This window comes from Bradyrhizobium sp. UFLA06-06, assembly GCF_054820065.1.
This window is the reverse complement of record NZ_JADFUD010000024.1, coordinates 1-15,102: the sequence shown is the minus strand read 5'-3', so window position 1 is coordinate 15,102 and position 15,102 is coordinate 1. Positions and strand designations below refer to the sequence as shown.

General features: G+C 65.4%; 15 protein-coding genes. 5 read left to right on the top strand and 10 right to left on the bottom strand.

The window, feature by feature from the left end:
- Positions 1-65: 65 nt before the first annotated feature.
- From IF803_RS21175 to IF803_RS21155, 5 genes are all read right to left on the bottom strand, one after another.
- Positions 66-1,544, bottom strand: a complete 1,479-nt coding sequence (locus tag IF803_RS21175) for an FAD-binding protein (RefSeq protein ID WP_461193348.1) — start codon at positions 1,542-1,544, stop codon at positions 66-68.
- A gap of 142 nt (positions 1,545-1,686) precedes the next feature.
- The gene (locus IF803_RS21170; RefSeq protein WP_461193347.1) at positions 1,687-2,574 is read right to left on the bottom strand and encodes a LysR family transcriptional regulator; all 888 of its coding nucleotides are present in this window, start codon (positions 2,572-2,574) and stop codon (positions 1,687-1,689) included.
- Positions 2,575-2,767: 193 nt separating this feature from the next.
- Complete coding sequence (locus tag IF803_RS21165; RefSeq protein WP_461193346.1) at positions 2,768-3,442, bottom strand: RraA family protein; 675 nt, start codon at positions 3,440-3,442, stop codon at positions 2,768-2,770.
- Positions 3,443-3,627: 185 nt separating this feature from the next.
- Positions 3,628-4,653: an amidohydrolase family protein gene (locus IF803_RS21160; RefSeq protein WP_253607049.1), complete on the bottom strand. Its 1,026-nt coding sequence runs from the start codon at positions 4,651-4,653 to the stop codon at positions 3,628-3,630.
- Positions 4,654-4,675: 22 nt separating this feature from the next.
- Positions 4,676-6,004, bottom strand: coding sequence for an MFS transporter (locus tag IF803_RS21155; RefSeq protein ID WP_461193345.1), 1,329 nt, complete (start codon positions 6,002-6,004; stop codon positions 4,676-4,678).
- Positions 6,005-6,205: 201 nt separating this feature from the next.
- Here IF803_RS21155 and IF803_RS21150 point away from each other — a divergent pair, with 201 nt between their 5' ends.
- Both IF803_RS21150 and IF803_RS21145 read left to right on the top strand, forming a co-directional pair.
- On the top strand, positions 6,206-7,138 hold the full coding sequence (locus tag IF803_RS21150) for a LysR substrate-binding domain-containing protein (protein ID WP_461193344.1): 933 nt from the start codon (positions 6,206-6,208) through the stop codon (positions 7,136-7,138).
- 191 nt (positions 7,139-7,329) lie between these two features.
- A complete protein-coding gene (locus tag IF803_RS21145; RefSeq protein WP_461193343.1) occupies positions 7,330-7,680 on the top strand; it encodes a hypothetical protein in 351 nt (116 codons plus the stop codon).
- 22 nt (positions 7,681-7,702) lie between these two features.
- Here the strand turns inward: IF803_RS21145 and IF803_RS21140 are convergent, their stop codons facing one another.
- The gene (locus IF803_RS21140) at positions 7,703-8,599 is read right to left on the bottom strand and encodes a LysR family transcriptional regulator (protein ID WP_461193342.1); all 897 of its coding nucleotides are present in this window, start codon (positions 8,597-8,599) and stop codon (positions 7,703-7,705) included.
- A 116-nt stretch (positions 8,600-8,715) separates the two neighbouring features.
- Between IF803_RS21140 and IF803_RS21135 the strand changes: the two genes are divergently transcribed.
- Positions 8,716-9,594 carry an NmrA family NAD(P)-binding protein gene (locus IF803_RS21135; RefSeq protein WP_461193341.1) on the top strand — a complete coding sequence of 293 codons (879 nt, stop codon included), beginning with the start codon at positions 8,716-8,718 and terminating at the stop codon, positions 9,592-9,594.
- Here the strand turns inward: IF803_RS21135 and IF803_RS21130 are convergent.
- The 3 genes from IF803_RS21130 to IF803_RS21120 all read right to left on the bottom strand — a co-directional run bounded on the left by IF803_RS21130 (position 9,591) and on the right by IF803_RS21120 (position 11,975).
- The gene (locus tag IF803_RS21130) at positions 9,591-10,301 is read right to left on the bottom strand and encodes a type 1 glutamine amidotransferase (protein ID WP_461193340.1); all 711 of its coding nucleotides are present in this window, start codon (positions 10,299-10,301) and stop codon (positions 9,591-9,593) included. The genes IF803_RS21135 and IF803_RS21130 overlap by 4 nt on opposite strands.
- 85 nt (positions 10,302-10,386) lie before the next feature.
- Positions 10,387-11,325, bottom strand: coding sequence for a hypothetical protein (locus IF803_RS21125; protein ID WP_461193399.1), 939 nt, complete (start codon positions 11,323-11,325; stop codon positions 10,387-10,389).
- Between the two features lie 161 nt (positions 11,326-11,486).
- Positions 11,487-11,975, bottom strand: a complete 489-nt coding sequence (locus IF803_RS21120; protein WP_028333294.1) for an Lrp/AsnC family transcriptional regulator — start codon at positions 11,973-11,975, stop codon at positions 11,487-11,489.
- A gap of 126 nt (positions 11,976-12,101) precedes the next feature.
- On the opposite strand from IF803_RS21120, the gene ald reads away from it, so the two are divergent.
- Entirely contained in the window at positions 12,102-13,217 is a 1,116-nt protein-coding gene (gene ald, locus IF803_RS21115; RefSeq protein ID WP_461193339.1) for an alanine dehydrogenase, read from the top strand.
- A 214-nt stretch (positions 13,218-13,431) separates the two neighbouring features.
- On the opposite strand, the gene IF803_RS21110 is transcribed toward ald, so the two are convergent.
- The gene (locus IF803_RS21110; protein WP_461193338.1) at positions 13,432-14,202 is read right to left on the bottom strand and encodes an IclR family transcriptional regulator; all 771 of its coding nucleotides are present in this window, start codon (positions 14,200-14,202) and stop codon (positions 13,432-13,434) included.
- A 145-nt stretch (positions 14,203-14,347) separates the two neighbouring features.
- On the opposite strand from IF803_RS21110, the gene IF803_RS21105 reads away from it, so the two are divergent.
- Positions 14,348-15,102 (top strand): aconitase family protein (locus IF803_RS21105; protein ID WP_461193337.1); only part of this gene is annotated, 755 nt, incomplete at its 3' end.

The window sequence follows — 15,102 nt, the reverse complement described above, 5'->3', positions numbered from 1 at the left end:
GACCAACCGGCTGCATACCGGCCGGTTTCGGTCGGCGTGCTACTTCTGTTCACGCGGCGTCGGGATCAGAACAGATTGTAGCCGGGGGTCAGCAGATTGGCCGGATCGTAACGCCGCTTGGCGTCGCGCAGCTTCGGCCAGGCCGAGCCGAAGTGACGTTCCCAATCCTCCGGCGCCATGGGAAGCGCGCTGACGGGATATTGGACGCCGCCCGCGCCGCGGATCTGCTCGTAAAATAGGCGGTTCTTCGACAGCGTCTGACCAACCCCTGCCGCATCTGCCGACGCCAGCATGTGAACAATGTTGAAGCAGAAGGCGATGTTGCCATCGGGCCACCGCACCAGCGGCGTGCCCGACGCGCGCGTGTTCAGGGGATAAAAGGTCACTCGCCCGAGCGGCCCGATCTCCTCAACCGAGAGGCGGCCGATCATCCCGTCGGCCTGATGCTCGGCGTTGCCGTCGGGCAGAAACGTGAACAACCAGGGGTGCGGGCTCGACCACAACCCCTTCGACCTGAGCAGAGCTTCCAATTTCGCGAAGGCAAGCGCGTCGTCGTGATAGGCCAGATCGGTGATGACTGCGGTATTGCGGTCGTCGGACAGCGATCCAAGCACGGCGCCGTCGTTTGGCGGCGAACCCTTGTCGTAGAACACGGCGCCTTCGAGCTGGTAGCGCCAGCGTCCGGGGCCGGCCGGGAGAATGGCGCCCTGTAATTGCTCGAAGCGATCGTCTTGAAGCGCGCGGCGCTGATCTGCAGCCAGCGAGGCAAGGTCCCGGTAGAAAAGCTGGTATCGGCGGACGCGCTCGGGCGCGCGCACCAGCTTCAGGGTTGCCCGTGTGATGAGACCGCACTGTGCGAGTCCGGCCCGGGCGGCATCGAACAGATCGGCGTGCGACTGCGGCGAACAGGTCAATTGCTCGCCGGTTCCCGTAACCATGTCCAGCGAGAGAACATGGTCTGTCTGCATGCCATGGCGCGACGAGCTGCCGCCGATTCCGCCGACGGAGATCGTGCCGCCGACGGAAAGGCCGAGATAGTTGGTGAGCACCGGCGGCGTGAGGCCTTGCGCCAGCGTCGCTTCGAGCACGCGTTCCCACGTCGTGCCGGCATCGACGACAATACGATCACCCGCAATGTGGTGGATCGCGTTGAGCGAGGTCATGTCGATGACAACGCCACCTTCTATCAGCGCGCGGCCATAGGTCGAATGGCCCTGCCCGCGTGCCGCTATCTTGTGCCCTGACTTGCCGGCCCAACGAACCAGCCGGGCGACATCGGTGGCGGAGGCAGGCTTCAGCACCGCACGAGGTTGGCCTTGAACGATGTTGCCGAAATCGCGGGAAACGGCGGCGCGGTCGTTGTTGTCGTCGCTGAGCGCACCAGCCGCCGGGAGCAGGTCGCACGCGAATTGGCTGAGCTCGCCGTCGGCCGCGGACCCGTCGCAGCCCTGAGCCTGCGCGAGCGCCGTCACGTGGGTGGCGCGAGACGACAACGCTGCGGCCGCGCAAAGTCCTGCGCGGAGCAGGGTACGCCTGTTCGTCATGGGGCCTCCTCATGTGCATGATGCGGCAAGCCTCGTTGCCGCTCACCCGCACAATGGGTTCGGCCCGCTTGCCGGACAATCAGCGCCTGGCGGGAAGCACCTTCCCGTTTGCCGAGAGAATGGCGATGGCGCGCGCCAGTGTCTAAAGCTGCTCGTGCTTCAGTCGATCGACCAGGATATCGGCGAACAGGCGCGTCTTTGCCGCCGGCATGCCGCTTGGCGGGAACACCGCATGGATCGGCATTCGCGGTGCTTCGAACTCCTCAAGAACAATTTCGATCGCGCCATCGTTGACGAGATCACGGACCTGCCAGAACGGTCCGTATCCGAGGCCGAGGCCGTCACGTGCCGCTGCGCAGAGCGCCGCGGTGTTGTCGGTCTCGAAGCAGCCATTCACCCGAACCGTCCTGATGCTGCCATCGATCTGAAACCGCCACATCGCGGGCTCGCCCTCGCTGGTGGTGCGGAGGACGCATTGATGGCGGGAGAGATCGTCGGGATGATCCGGGCGTCCGTAACGGGCGATGTAGCGCGGCGCGCCGTAGACGACGGTACGAATCTCACCAAGCCGTCGGGCCTTGCGCGACGAATCCGGCAACTCCCTGATCCGGATGGCGATGTCGAAGCCATCGCCGACAACATCGATGGCTCGATCCGAGGCCTTGAGTTCAGCCTTGATCAGGGGGTAGCGGGCAATGAAGTCCGCGATGACGGGCACGACAAACGCCGACGCGAACTGCACCGGCGCGGCGATGCGAAGCAGGCCCGACGGCTCGGCGCGCTGGCTTGCCGCTTCGAGACGTGCCTCGCTGATCTCCGCAACGGCAGGCTTGACGCGCCGATAGAACGCCAATCCCGCTTCGGTCGGGAACGACTGCCGGGTTGTACGTCGCACCAACTCGACGCCGACGCTGCGTTCGAGCGTCATCAGCGATCGATTGACCGATTGCAATGAGCGGCCCAGCCGACGTGCGGCCGCCGTCTGGCTGCCGGCCTCGATGACCGCGAGAAAGACTTCGATATCTTCCATCGAGCCACCTCATTCTCCCGCAAACCGGAAGGATATTACGGTGTGAGGGGATTGTCAGGAGAGGCTGGCCGTTCGCCGGGAACCGATCCGGCAGGGAACCGGCATGGCACGACGCGCGATTCGACCGCGCTTGTCGCATTCGGCGACGCTCGATTGCGGGACGCCGGAGCAGCGTCCCGCATCGGCGTCCATCTCAGTCCTTGAACTCGCAGCCGAGGCGTTGCAGGGCCTCGTCGACCCAGCGGCGGTCGCTGGTGCCGGCGAGGATTTGCTGGATGGCCTTTTCCTCGGTCGCCTTCTTGGCCTCGGTCAGCTTGCAGATGGCCTCGGCGTCGTCATAGGGCACGCAGAGCACGCCGTCGTCGTCGGCCACGACGAGATCGCCGGGCTCGACGATCATGCCGTCGATCGAGATGGCGCTATTGATCTCGCCCGGGCCGTCCTTGTAGGGGCCGCGATGGGCGACGCCGGCGGCGAACACCGGGAATGATCCGGCGCGGATCGCGCCGGCATCGCGGATCGAGCCGTCGATCACGAAGCCCGCGACGCCCTTCTTCTCGGCCAGCGTCGACATGATCTCGCCGATGATGGCGTTGACCAGGACGCCGCCGGCATCGACGACGATGACGTCGCCGGGCTGGGCGAGGTCGATCGCCTTGTGCACCATCAGATTGTCGCCGGGCCGGGTCTTGACCGTCAGCGCCGGGCCGCCGAGCCAGCCGCCCTTATGCATCGGCCGCAGCCGGTTGGTGCCCGCGATCCGCGACATCGAATCGCTGATATTGGCGACCGGCAGCGTGCGGTAGCGCGCGACGAGGTCAGGCGACACTTTCCGCTTCGCCTTGTGAATAGCAAATCCTATGGCCATCGGTTTTCTCCGAGATTGATTGGTTGAAGTCGATTGTCGGTCTTGCTGCTTGGTTGGACCCTCATGGTGAGGAGCGCGGAACGCGCGTCTCGAACCATGTGGCCCGGTTGGGGCCTGCATCCTTCGAGACGCCCGCTTCGCGGGCTCCTCAGGATGAGGAGTTGGAGTGGTTGTCTCGGCAACGTTCAATGCGCGCGGCGGTCGAGATGGGCGTTGAGGCGAGGATAGACGCGGCGGGCGTTGCCTTCAAAGATCTTGGCCTTGTCCGCAGCGCTCAGCGGCAGCGCGTCGATATAGCGGCGGGTGTCGTCGAAGTGATGACCCGTTTCAGGGTCGATGCCGCGCACCGCCCCGACCATCTCGGACGCGAACAGGATGTTCTCGACCGGGATCACCCTGGTCAGCAGCTCGATGCCGGGGAGGTGATAAACGCAGGTGTCGAAGAACACGTTCTTCAAGAGATGCTCCGACAGCGGCGGCAGCTTCATGTCCTGCGCCAGGCCGCGGTAGCGGCCCCAGTGATACGGCACCGCGCCGCCGCCATGCGGGATGATGAACCGCAGGGTCGGGAAGCGCTTGAACAGGTCCGAGGTCAGGAACTGCATGAAGGCGGTGGTGTCGCCGTTGAGGTAGTGCGCGCCGGTGCCGTGGAAGCAGGGATTGCAAGACGAGGAGACATGGACCATCGCCGGCACGTCGAGCTCGACCATCTTCTCATACAGCGGATACCACCATTCGTCGGTCAGCGGCGGATCGCACCAATAGCCGCCGGCCGGATCGGGGTTGAGGTTGCAGCCGACGAAGCCGAGCTGCGTCACGCAGCGCTCCAGCTCCTCGATGCAGTTCGCAGGCTTGACGCCCGGGCTCTGCGGCAGTTGGCAGACGGGGACGAAGTTCTGCGGGAACAGCGTGCAGACCCGGTGCACGAGGTCGTTGCAGATCGTGGTCCATTCGCGGCTGGTCGCTTCCTTGCCGACGTGATGCGCCATGCCGGCGGCGCGCGGCGAGAAGATGGTGACGTCGGTGCCGCGCTCCCTTTGCAGGCGAAGCTGCGCGCCCTCGACGCTGGAGCGGATCTCGTCGTCGGTGATGCCGAGATTGGTGGTGAGGGGCCGGCGCGACTTGTCGGCGAGGCCCGCGAGCTGCTTGTCGCGAAAGATCTGCAGCTTGGCCGGCTCGGTGGTGTAGTGGCCGTGACAATCGATGATCATGGTTGCTTCCTTGGTAGGGGTGTCAGTGTGCGACGGATGACGGGATCGCGCCCGTCAATTCCGTCTCGCGCGGCTTGACCCGCATGGTGGCGGCGATGGCGGAGGCGACGAGCAGGAAGCCGGCGATCCCGACCAATGCCCAGGAGAAGCTTCCGGTGGAGTCCTTGATCAGGCCGATGCACCACGGCCCGATCAGGCCGCCGAACTGCGCCAGCGTGTTGACCAGCGCGATCGAGGCGGCACCGGCCGCGCCGGTCAGCAGCGAGGCGTTGATGCTCCAGAACAGCGGATTGCCGGCATTGAGGCTGAAGCCGACGATGCAGAGGAACACGAAGGCCAGCACCGGGCTCGCCACATAGGCGCTGCCGAGCATCGCAACCGCGGCCAGCAGATAGACCGCCGCGAGATGAAACTTGCGATCGCCGGTCTTGTCCGAGCTGCGGCTGACCACGATGGTGCCGATGACGCCGAGCAGCGGCGGGATCGCCGAGAGGAAGCCGACCTGGATGTTGCTGAGATTGCCCATGCCCTTGATGATCTGCGGCAGCCACAGCAAGAGGCCGTAGATCCCGACCAATGCGCAGCCGAACAGCGCCGCCAGCAGCCAGACCCGGATATCGAGCACGCATTCGATCAACCTGTGCTGCCCCTGTTGTTCGATCTCGGCCCGCTCGGCGGCGAGTTCGCCCTCCAGCCAGGCCGCCTGTTCTTTGGTGAGCCAGCTCGCCTTCGCCGGGCGGTCGGTGAGATAATAGAGCGTGAACAGGCCGAGCAGAATGGTCGGCACGCCCTCGGCGAGGAACATCCATTGCCAGCCGTGGAGACCGGCAGCGCCATCGAACCAGGTCATGATGCTGGTCGAGATCGGCCCGCCCAAAACCGCCGAGAACGAGCCGGCGATGATGTATCCCGCCACCGCGCGGGCGCGATAGCGCGCCGGGAACCAGTAGGTGAGGTAAAGCACCACGCCAGGCATGAAGCCGGCTTCCGCGACGCCGAGGCCGAACCGCATGACGTAGAGGCTGAGCGGATTCCAGACAAAGGCTGTCAGCGCGGCGACGAGACCCCAGGTGATCAGGATCCGTGCCAGCCAGATCCGGGCGCCGAGCAGGTGCAGCATCAGGTTGCTCGGCACCTCGAGCACCATGTAGCCGAGGAAGAAGATGCTGGCGGCGAAGCCGAAGATCGCGGGGCTGAGGCCGAGGTCCTTGTTCATCGTCAGCCCGGCATAGCCGAGATTGATGCGGTCGAGATAGTTGAAGAACATCATCACGAACAGGATCGGGATCAGCCGCCAATAGACGCGGCGGATGGTCTGCTGTTCGAGCTCAGTGACGGACCCTTGGCCCATTGGATTCCTCCCTTGCTTCTTGTTGTCGCGCCTGTGATCCGAACCGGGCGGAGCGCCTGTTATTCGCGGCGATTTCGCATGGCTGACCGGCTGCGCGTGTTGCCCCTTGGAGCATCCGCGTTTTGGCGCCAAGATCGAGAAACGGTCCTGGGAGGTCAAATACCGCTTTGACCCGTCACTTATAGGGAAACGGAATAAGCGATGGATTACAGGCAGCTTCGCTACTTCATCGCGGTGGCCGAGGAGCTCAGCTTCAGCCGCGCCGCCAAGCGGCTGCATGTCAGCCAGCCGCCGCTGAGCACGCAGATCAAGGCGATGGAGGAGGAGCTCGGCACGAAGCTGCTGTCGCGGACACGGCGTGCGGTCGAACTCACCCAGGCCGGCCAGTTGCTGCTGGAACACGCACGGCGTGCCGTCAGCGAGCTCGACCTTGCGTCGGAGGCGGTGCGCCGCGCCGCGCGCGGTGAAGCCGGCGCGGTCCGTGTCGGCTTCACCGACTCGGTTCCGATGCTCGACATGTTCGCCGAACTGTTCCGCAGTTTCCGCGGCAGCTATCCGCGGGTGAAGATCGAGCTCAGGCACATGTCGACGGCAAAGCAGTTGCAGGCGCTGGCTGACGCCGAGCTCGACGTCGCGATCATGCGGCCGCCGCTGGATTTCCGGCCCGCGGCGGACTTGCAGGTTCATGTCGTCTGGCGCGACCGCTTGATGGTGTTCCTGCCGATCGATCATCCGCTCGCCGCTCCGGACAAGCTCAGCGTCGCCGACCTTGCCGAGCACGAATTCGTCGGCATGGCGGAGAGCGGCTGCGGCGTCGGCGACCAGGCCGCAATGCTGTGCCGGCGCGCCGGCTTTGCGCCGCGGATCGCGCAGGAGGCGCATGAACTGCGCACCGTGCTCAGCCTGGTCGCGGCCGGGATCGGCCTTTCGATCCTGCCGTCCTGCTACCAGCAGGCCGGCGTGATGAATGTGGTGGCGAAGCCGCTGGACACGCCGGATGCGGAGAGCCGCATGCTGGTGGCGATGCGCTCCAACGCCTCGCTGTTGCCGCGCCGGTTCGTCGAATGCGCGCTGCAGGCGGCGTCGCGCAGCGCACCGCCGCTCGTCCCCGACGTCGCAGCAGTGAGTCGTTGATCGTGCTGCACGCCCTATACTTTCGTTGACAGTAGTCTTCCGGCATCCCGTCTGGCCTTGCTCTTGCATCGTTCAGCGTCAGGTGCTGGGGCGCGGTTGTGCCGTGTTCTCGCCCGCGACGGTCATGTCGCGGGCGAACAATGCGTGACGCGCGCCCGCAGCTGGATCAAAATCTGCGGAGACGAGACGACATGCACGTCATCATACGTGCGGCACTGCTGCTTGGGACGATTTGCCTCGTATCACCGGCCTTGGCGCGCGACGACGGCCGCTACGCCAATTCACCGCTAAAGCCCTGGTTCGAGAGCCTGCGCAGCGGCTACGGGCAATGCTGCTCGGATGCCGACGGCTATGTGGTCGCCGATCCCGACTGGGAGTCGGATCACGGCCACTATCGCGTGCTCATCGACAATGAATGGGTTGTCGTGCCGAACGAGGCCGTGATCACCGAGCCGAACAAGGTCGGGCGCACCATGGTGTGGAAGCACTATATCGACGGCCACCCGCGCGTGCGCTGCTTCATGCCGGGCAGCATGACCTGAGGCGCATCGTCCGGGCTGCAACTCAGGCCGGCGGAACGAACACCCGGTTCGGGAACGCCTGCTCGACGACGTCGAGAAACGCGCGAACCTTTGCGCCGACCAGCCGTCGCGAGCTCTGTAGCGCCCAGATCTCGACCGGAGGTCGGGCATCCGTTCCCCAATAGGCAAGCCGCCCCGCGGCAATGTCGTCGTCGACCAGCAGCTTGGGCAGCAAGGCCGCGCCGGCGCCTGCAAGCACCGCATCGCGCATCATCAGCATCGATGAGAGACGCAGCATTGGCCGCGGCCTGAGCGTGATCTCTTCGCGTTCATGTCGGATGCGCCAGACCGTGTCCGGTGGCGTCGGCGACATCACAACGGCATCGACGGAGACGCCATCCGGATCGCGCGCGGAGGTCGCCGGTCGTTGCCGATCAGGATGCGCCACGACCAGCAGCTCGTCATGCAGGAAGCGGCGGCCGACGAGACGTTCATCCGGTGACGGGTTGATGCGGATGACAAGGTCATAGCCGTCGTCCACCGGATCGACCAGGCGATCCTCGGCGACGATCTCGAGCTGGACATCGGGATAGGCGTGCGCAAAGCGCGCACCGATCCGGCCGAACGCGACATGGGCGAGCAAGACCGGCGCACTGACCCGCAAGCGGCCGCGCGGCGTCGACGCGCCGAGCACTACGGCTTCGCCGGCTTCCGCGATGTCGGACAATGGACCGCTGGTGCGCTCGTGCAGCGCGCGGCCCTCGTCGGTCAATCGCAGACTCTGCGAGCCCCGCTCGATCAAGCGGACGCCGAGACTCTGTTCGAGTTCGGTGACACGCCGGGACAGCGTGGCCTTGGCCCGTCCGGAAGCGCGGCTGGCGCGCCCGAACCCGCCATGCGCGGCCACCAGGTTGAAATCGGTGAGCGCCTGAAGGTCCATCAAGTCTGTTCCATATTCGAGACGGCATGTCCAAATAATGGCATCTCCAAAGGAAAATTGGAACGACCAGCTTCTCCCCAACGGCAGACGGTCTGCCCGAAAGAGGAGTATTCGACATGGCTATTCTGGTGACAGGCAGCACAGGCACCATCGGGACCCAGGTTCTGAACCATCTCGCCGGTCACGGCGTCGAGGTTCGCGCCCTGACGCGCTCGCCCGGCAAGGCGCAATTTCCGCTGCACGTGACGGCCGTTCGCGGCGATCTGGCTGACGTGGATTCGGCCCGTGCGGCGCTCATTGGCGTCAGCACGCTGTTCCTGCTGGTGCCGAACGCCGCCGACGAGCTGACCCAGGCGATGCTGACGCTGACCGCTGCACGCGAGGCCGGCGTCAAGGGCATCGTCTATCTCTCGGTGTTCAAGGGCGAGGCCTATGCCGACGTGCCGCATTTCGCCGGCAAGCACACGGTCGAGCGGATGATCGAGGCGCTCGATCTTCCCGCGACCATCCTGCGTCCGGCCTATTTCATCCAGAACGATCTTCGGCTGAAGGAGCCGCTGCTGAACTTCGGCGCCTACGGCATGCCGATCGGCGCGAAGGGCATCTCGATGGTCGACATCCGCGACATCGGCGAGGCGGCTGCGATCGAGCTGCTGCGCCGCGAGCGCGCGTCTGCCCCGCTGGGCCGCGAGACTTACGCGCTGGTCGGCCCCGACGTCGTGACCGGTGCGGGCGCGGCTGCGATCTGGCGCGATGAGCTGGGCCGCGCGGTCAGCTATGGCGGCGACGATCTCGCGGCGATCGAGCAGCGTTTCAAGGCGGCGATGCCGGCATGGCTCGCGCTCGACATGCGCCTGATGTTTGGCCGGTACCAGAGCGACGGCGCGGTCGCGACGGCCGACGAGCTGGCACGCCTGACCAAGCTGCTCGGCCGCGCGCCGCGGGCCTATCGCGATTTCGCCCGCGACGCCGCCGCGCAGTGGCGCAAGGGCTAGCTGCGCCCGTGCGTGAGGAAGCGCGTGACCGCGCCGCCAAGCGTGGCGTGGTCGAGCGGCTCTGCCAGCGAGGTCTTGGCGGTCTCGACCACGCTATCGGGCGCGAGGCCGCGGCGCAGGTCGCACAGCGCGCCGGCATAGTCGGCGGTGAATTCCGGATGCGGCTGCACCGACAGCGTCGTGCCGTTGGCATAGAGCAGGCCGGCATGCGGCGTGAACCCGGACGACAGGATGGTGCGTGCGGAGGCGGGCGGGGTGATCACCTGGTCCTGATGCGAGCAGGCGACGGCGATCGTCTCGCCGTCGATCAGCCCGTTGTCCGGCGCGATCCGATAGACATGGCGTCCGATGCCCCAGCCTTTCTCGGATTTGCGCACCGTGCCGCCGAGCGCCTGCGCGATCAGCTGATGGCCGAAGCAGACGCCGACGGTTGGAATGTGCTTGCCATGGGCGGCGCGCACGAAGGCTTCGAGCGGCGCGATCCATTCGACATCGTCGTAGACGCCGGCGGCCGATCCCGTGATCAGGATCGCATCCAATGCGGCCGGATCCGGCAGCGTCTCGCCATTGGCGAGGCTGACGACGTCGCAGGTAACAGAGGAATCGGCGGTGGTTACCATCCGCTGAAACATCTGCGGATAGCTGCCGTGGCGCTCGCGGAATTGCGGACTGACGAGCCCGGTTTCGATGATGGTGATGCGGGGCATGGAACGCGCTGACGGATGAGCGGGGACGTCTCAGCCTTTACTCCGAAAGCACCGGCGGCGACAAGCCGCGCGCGGCGGTCGCCGATCAATTCCGCGACGGCGCCGCCGCGTCGATCGTGGCGGTGTGCTGCGCTGTCGGCGCCGGCGTCGTTGCAACGATCGCAGGCTCGGTGCGGTAGCGCGGCAGCTGATCCTCGAGCGAATAGCCGACGCAGAGCGCGAGGCTCGACCAGACCGCCATGCTGAAATACAGCGACATCCAGGCGATCTCCTCGCGCCACTCGGCGATGTCGTGGGTCACGACCCAGCGCCGGCTGACGTCGCGCAGGCCCTCGAGCGGATGCAGCAGGGTGCCGCCGGCGGCGAGGTTGGCGCGCCAGCGGTTGAGATACATCGGGACGTCGACGGTCATCAGGAAGGCGAGGAAGGCGGCGATGCCGAGGATCGCGACGATGAAGGCCCAGCGCACCGGGCCATGAAACTCGGGCAGCAGCCGGCACAGCGCAATGCCGACCAGGAAGAACACCACGGCCCAGATCGAGTTCTCGATCGCATTGCAGAGATAATGGGTGGTCAGCACCGCATACCAGGAGAAGCATTCCGCGATCACGATCAGCGGCACGATGATCCAGGCGATGGTCACGGTGGTCTCGGCGCCGGTCATGGTGCCGAGCTGATGCAGGATGATCGCCCATTGCGCGGCGAAGCAGACCTCGGCGACGGTGGCAACCGTGCGGCCGACCATGACGCTCGACAGCCAGGTGTCGAACAGGCAGATGCGCTGCACGTCGGCGCGCGGCAGGACCGAGCGGAAGGCGCAGCCGAACACATAGGCCGCGCACAGCAGCATCATCAGGCCGATGCCCGAGGTGTTGCTGAAGCTGCCATTGGCCTGTTCATTGAACTGGCGGTAGAGCGCGAACCAGATCGCGATGTTGGCGGCGCTGACGAGGCTCAGGAAGCTCCACCACCGGACCACTGGATTTGACCAAGCCAGCGAAACCGGCCGCGCCCGCCACTCCATGCTCATTCACCGCTCCGCGTGTAACCGAATTGATATTGAATTGTAGCAATTCTGTCATAGAAGGCGGCGAATCACGAACTAAAAATTGCGTGTGGGAGCGAGCCGGGCAGATCCGATTGTGACAGTGCCCGATTGTGACAGTGCGCGGTGGTGCGTGACCGTCAGCCGCGCAGCGCGGTCTCGGGAATGGTGCGGCGAACCACCTCGCGCATCGCGAAGCTGGAATGGATGCGGGCGACGCCCGGCATCCGCGACAGATGCTGCTTGTGGATGCGCTCGAAGTCGGCGATGTCGCGGGCGATCACCTGCAGATGATAATCGTCGCTGCCCGACATCAGATGGCAGGACACGACGTCGGGGCAGCGCGCGATCGCGGCCTCGAAGGCTGCGAGATAATCCTCGCTCTGCTTCTCCAGCGTGATGGTGACGACGACGGTCGTCACGAGGCCGAGCGCTGATGGTTCGAGGTCGACGCGGTAGCCGCGGATCACGCCGATCTCCTCGAGATGGCGAATGCGCCGCGCGCAGGCGGTCGGCGACAGCCCGACCTTCTCGGCAAGCTCGATCTGGCTCGCGCGCGCATCGCTGACCAGCTCGGCGAGGATTCTGAGGTCGATGCGATCGAGACCGTCCACGCAGATTTCCTTCAAGAGCTCAGCTGAATGCGAAGGATATGAGCGTATTTGACTGTGAGCAAGCTGGAAATCGCTGAGAAACGCCATGTGACGGGGCATAGCCTTGATGCTGGCGGAAACGAATCCAGCAAGGAGCGGACCATGCGCATCGGCGTGCCCAAGGAAATCAAGGTCGAGGAATATCGGGTCGGGCTGACGCCTGCCTCGGTGCGGGAATATGCGGCGCACGGCCACGAGGTCGTGGTCCAGCGCGGCGCCGGTGACGGCATCGGTGCCAGCGACGACGTCTACACCCAGGCCGGCGCGCGGATCGCCGACACCGCCGAAGAGGTGTTCTCCGTCGCCGAGATGATCGTGAAGGTGAAGGAGCCGCAGCCGTCCGAATGGATCAGGCTGCGCGAGGGACAGATCCTGTTCACCTATCTGCATCTCGCGCCCGATGTGCCGCAGACCGCGGGGCTGATCGCTTCCGGCTGCACGGCGGTGGCCTATGAGACCGTCACGGATGTGCATGGCGGGCTGCCGCTGCTCGCGCCGATGAGCGAAGTCGCCGGCCGGCTCGCGATCGAGGCCGCGGGCGCCGCGCTGCGCAAATCCGCCGACGGCATGGGCAAGCTGCTCGGTGGCGTGCCCGGCGTTCCGCCGGCGCGGGTTGCGATCATCGGCGGCGGCGTGGTCGGCACCCACGCAGCGCGGATGGCGGCAGGCCTCGGCAGCGACGTCACCATTCTCGACCGCTCATTGCCGCGACTGCGCGCGCTCGACGATCTCTTCCTCGGCCGCGTCCGCACCCGTTACGCCACGCTGGAAGCGATCGAGCAGGAGGTCTTTGCGGTTGATGTTGTGATCGGCGCGGTGCTGGTGCCGGGCGCCAGTGCGCCAAAGCTGGTGTCGCGCGTGCAGCTTGCAGGCATGAAACGCCGCGCGGTGCTGGTCGACGTCGCGATCGACCAGGGTGGCTGCTTCGAGACCTCGAAGCCGACCACGCATCAGGCGCCGACCTATCTGGTCGACGACATCGTGCATTATTGCGTCGCCAATATGCCGGGCGCGGTGCCGGTCACCTCGAGCCACGCGCTCAACCACGCCACGCTGCCGTTCGGCCTGGCGCTGGCCGCGAAGGGACTGCGCGCGTTGGTCGAGGATCCGCATCTGCGCGCCGGCCTCAACGTGCATCGCGGCCGCATCACCAACCGCGCCGTCGCCGAGAGCCAGCATCTGTCGTCCGTGATGCCGGAGGAAGCGCTCGCGTCGTAAGGCGAAATCCGAAAGATCTAATTGCAGCGGGTCCAACCTCCCCTTGAAAAGGGGAGGTTGCTTTGCTCGCCAGAGCAAAGCGGGTGGGGATCTGCTCTCTCCACATAGAGCGCCGCCTGTGGCAGACCCCCATCCCGACCTTCCCCCTTCCAGGGGGAAGGAGAAGACAGACATTCAGTATCCGTAGCCCGGATTACGCTTCGCTACATCCGGGCTACGGTGCTGCATCTGTCAGTTCCTTCAGCCGGCTCTGCATCACTTCGATGATGTGCGCGCGCTTTGCCGCGATGCGTTCGATCGGCCCGCCAATGCCGATCGCCAGCGGAGCGCGTCGCTTCGGCAGGGGAACAAGCATGCCTATTGTGTTTGCGCCCGGCGTCGTGCGGCCGCCTGACTCGGAATAGCCGCGGCGGCGAATGCGCTCGACCTCCTCGAGAAAGGCGGATTCGCGAACGCGCGCCGATTGACTCGGCTCCTCGGCATTGTTGCGCCGGATAATGCCGCGAATTTTGGTATTCGGCATTTGGCTCAGCAGCACATGTCCGAGCGCGGTCCGCACCATCGGTCGTATTTGACCGGCTTGTGCCGTGTACTGAAGCTGAGAGCCGCCGGGGACAACGTGCAGATACTGCATCCCGGCGGCGCCGGCCTGTTGTCCGAGCATGACGGTTTCGCCGCCCGTCGCGGTCCAGAGTTCCTCCATCAGATCGGTGAGCTTGGTATCACGGAACGGGGAACGACGAATCCAGTCACCGAGCAGATTGACCCGGTAGCTCGGGATGAAAAGCCGGGTCTTTCGCTCGTATTCCAGGTAGTTCAATTCGACGAGACATCGAAGCAACACCGACGTGCTCGATTGCGGCATCTCCAACGCGGACGATATTTCAGTCACGGAAGCAGCCCGCTTTGTTTTCCGGAAGAACTCCAGAACTGCAAACGTCCGCATGGCCGATTTGACGATGGCCGTCTTATTCGGATTCGGCATGGCTGGCTCCTCGGTGGGTCAAGTACGGCACCTCCATCACATATGTGATGTTAGGGCAAAACCGCTTCACTTGACGACAACTTTGGCCCAGATTGGCGTCAATAAGATCAAGTCGCATGGAAACGCACAGAGCAGGGGAAGGCGGATGCCCGGCCGAAGTTTGCTCGAGAAGATCTGGGACCAGCATGTCATTGCTCGCCTCAGCGAAGACACAGACCTCCTTCATATCGACCGCCATCTGCTGCACGACCTCGGCGGTTCGCGCGGCCTGCTCGATCTCAAGAGCCGGGGCCTCAAGGTCCACAATCCCGAACTGACCTTTGCGACGCCGGATCACGCGCTGTCCACGGCGCCCGGCCGCGCCGGAACCAGCAAGATCGGACTGGAATTGCTGGCCGCGCTGCGGGTCGAGACCTCGGCGAGCGGCATCACGCTGTTCGACGTCGATCAGCCCGGCCAGGGCATCGTCCACGTCATCGGTCCGGAACTCGGCTTGAGCCTGCCGGGCGCGACCATCGTTTGCGGCGACAGCCACACCTGCACCCATGGCGGCTTGGGGGCGCTCGCCTTCGGCATCGGATCGAGCGAGCTCACCCATGTGCTGGCGACGCAGGCGCTGATCCAGCGCCGTCCGAAGACGCTGCGCGCGCGCTTCGAGGGCAAGCTGCCGCTCGGCGTCACCGCCAAGGACATGATCCTGGCGCTGATCGGCCATATCGGCGCGGCCGGCGGCACCGGCTATGCGGTCGAATATGCCGGCAGTGCGATCCGCGCGCTGCCGATCGAGGGCCGGCTCACGATCTGCAACCTCTCGATCGAGCTCGGTGCCAAGATGGGCATGGTGGCGCCGGACGAAAAGACGTTCGAATACCTGCGCGGGCGTCCCTATGCGCCGCAAGG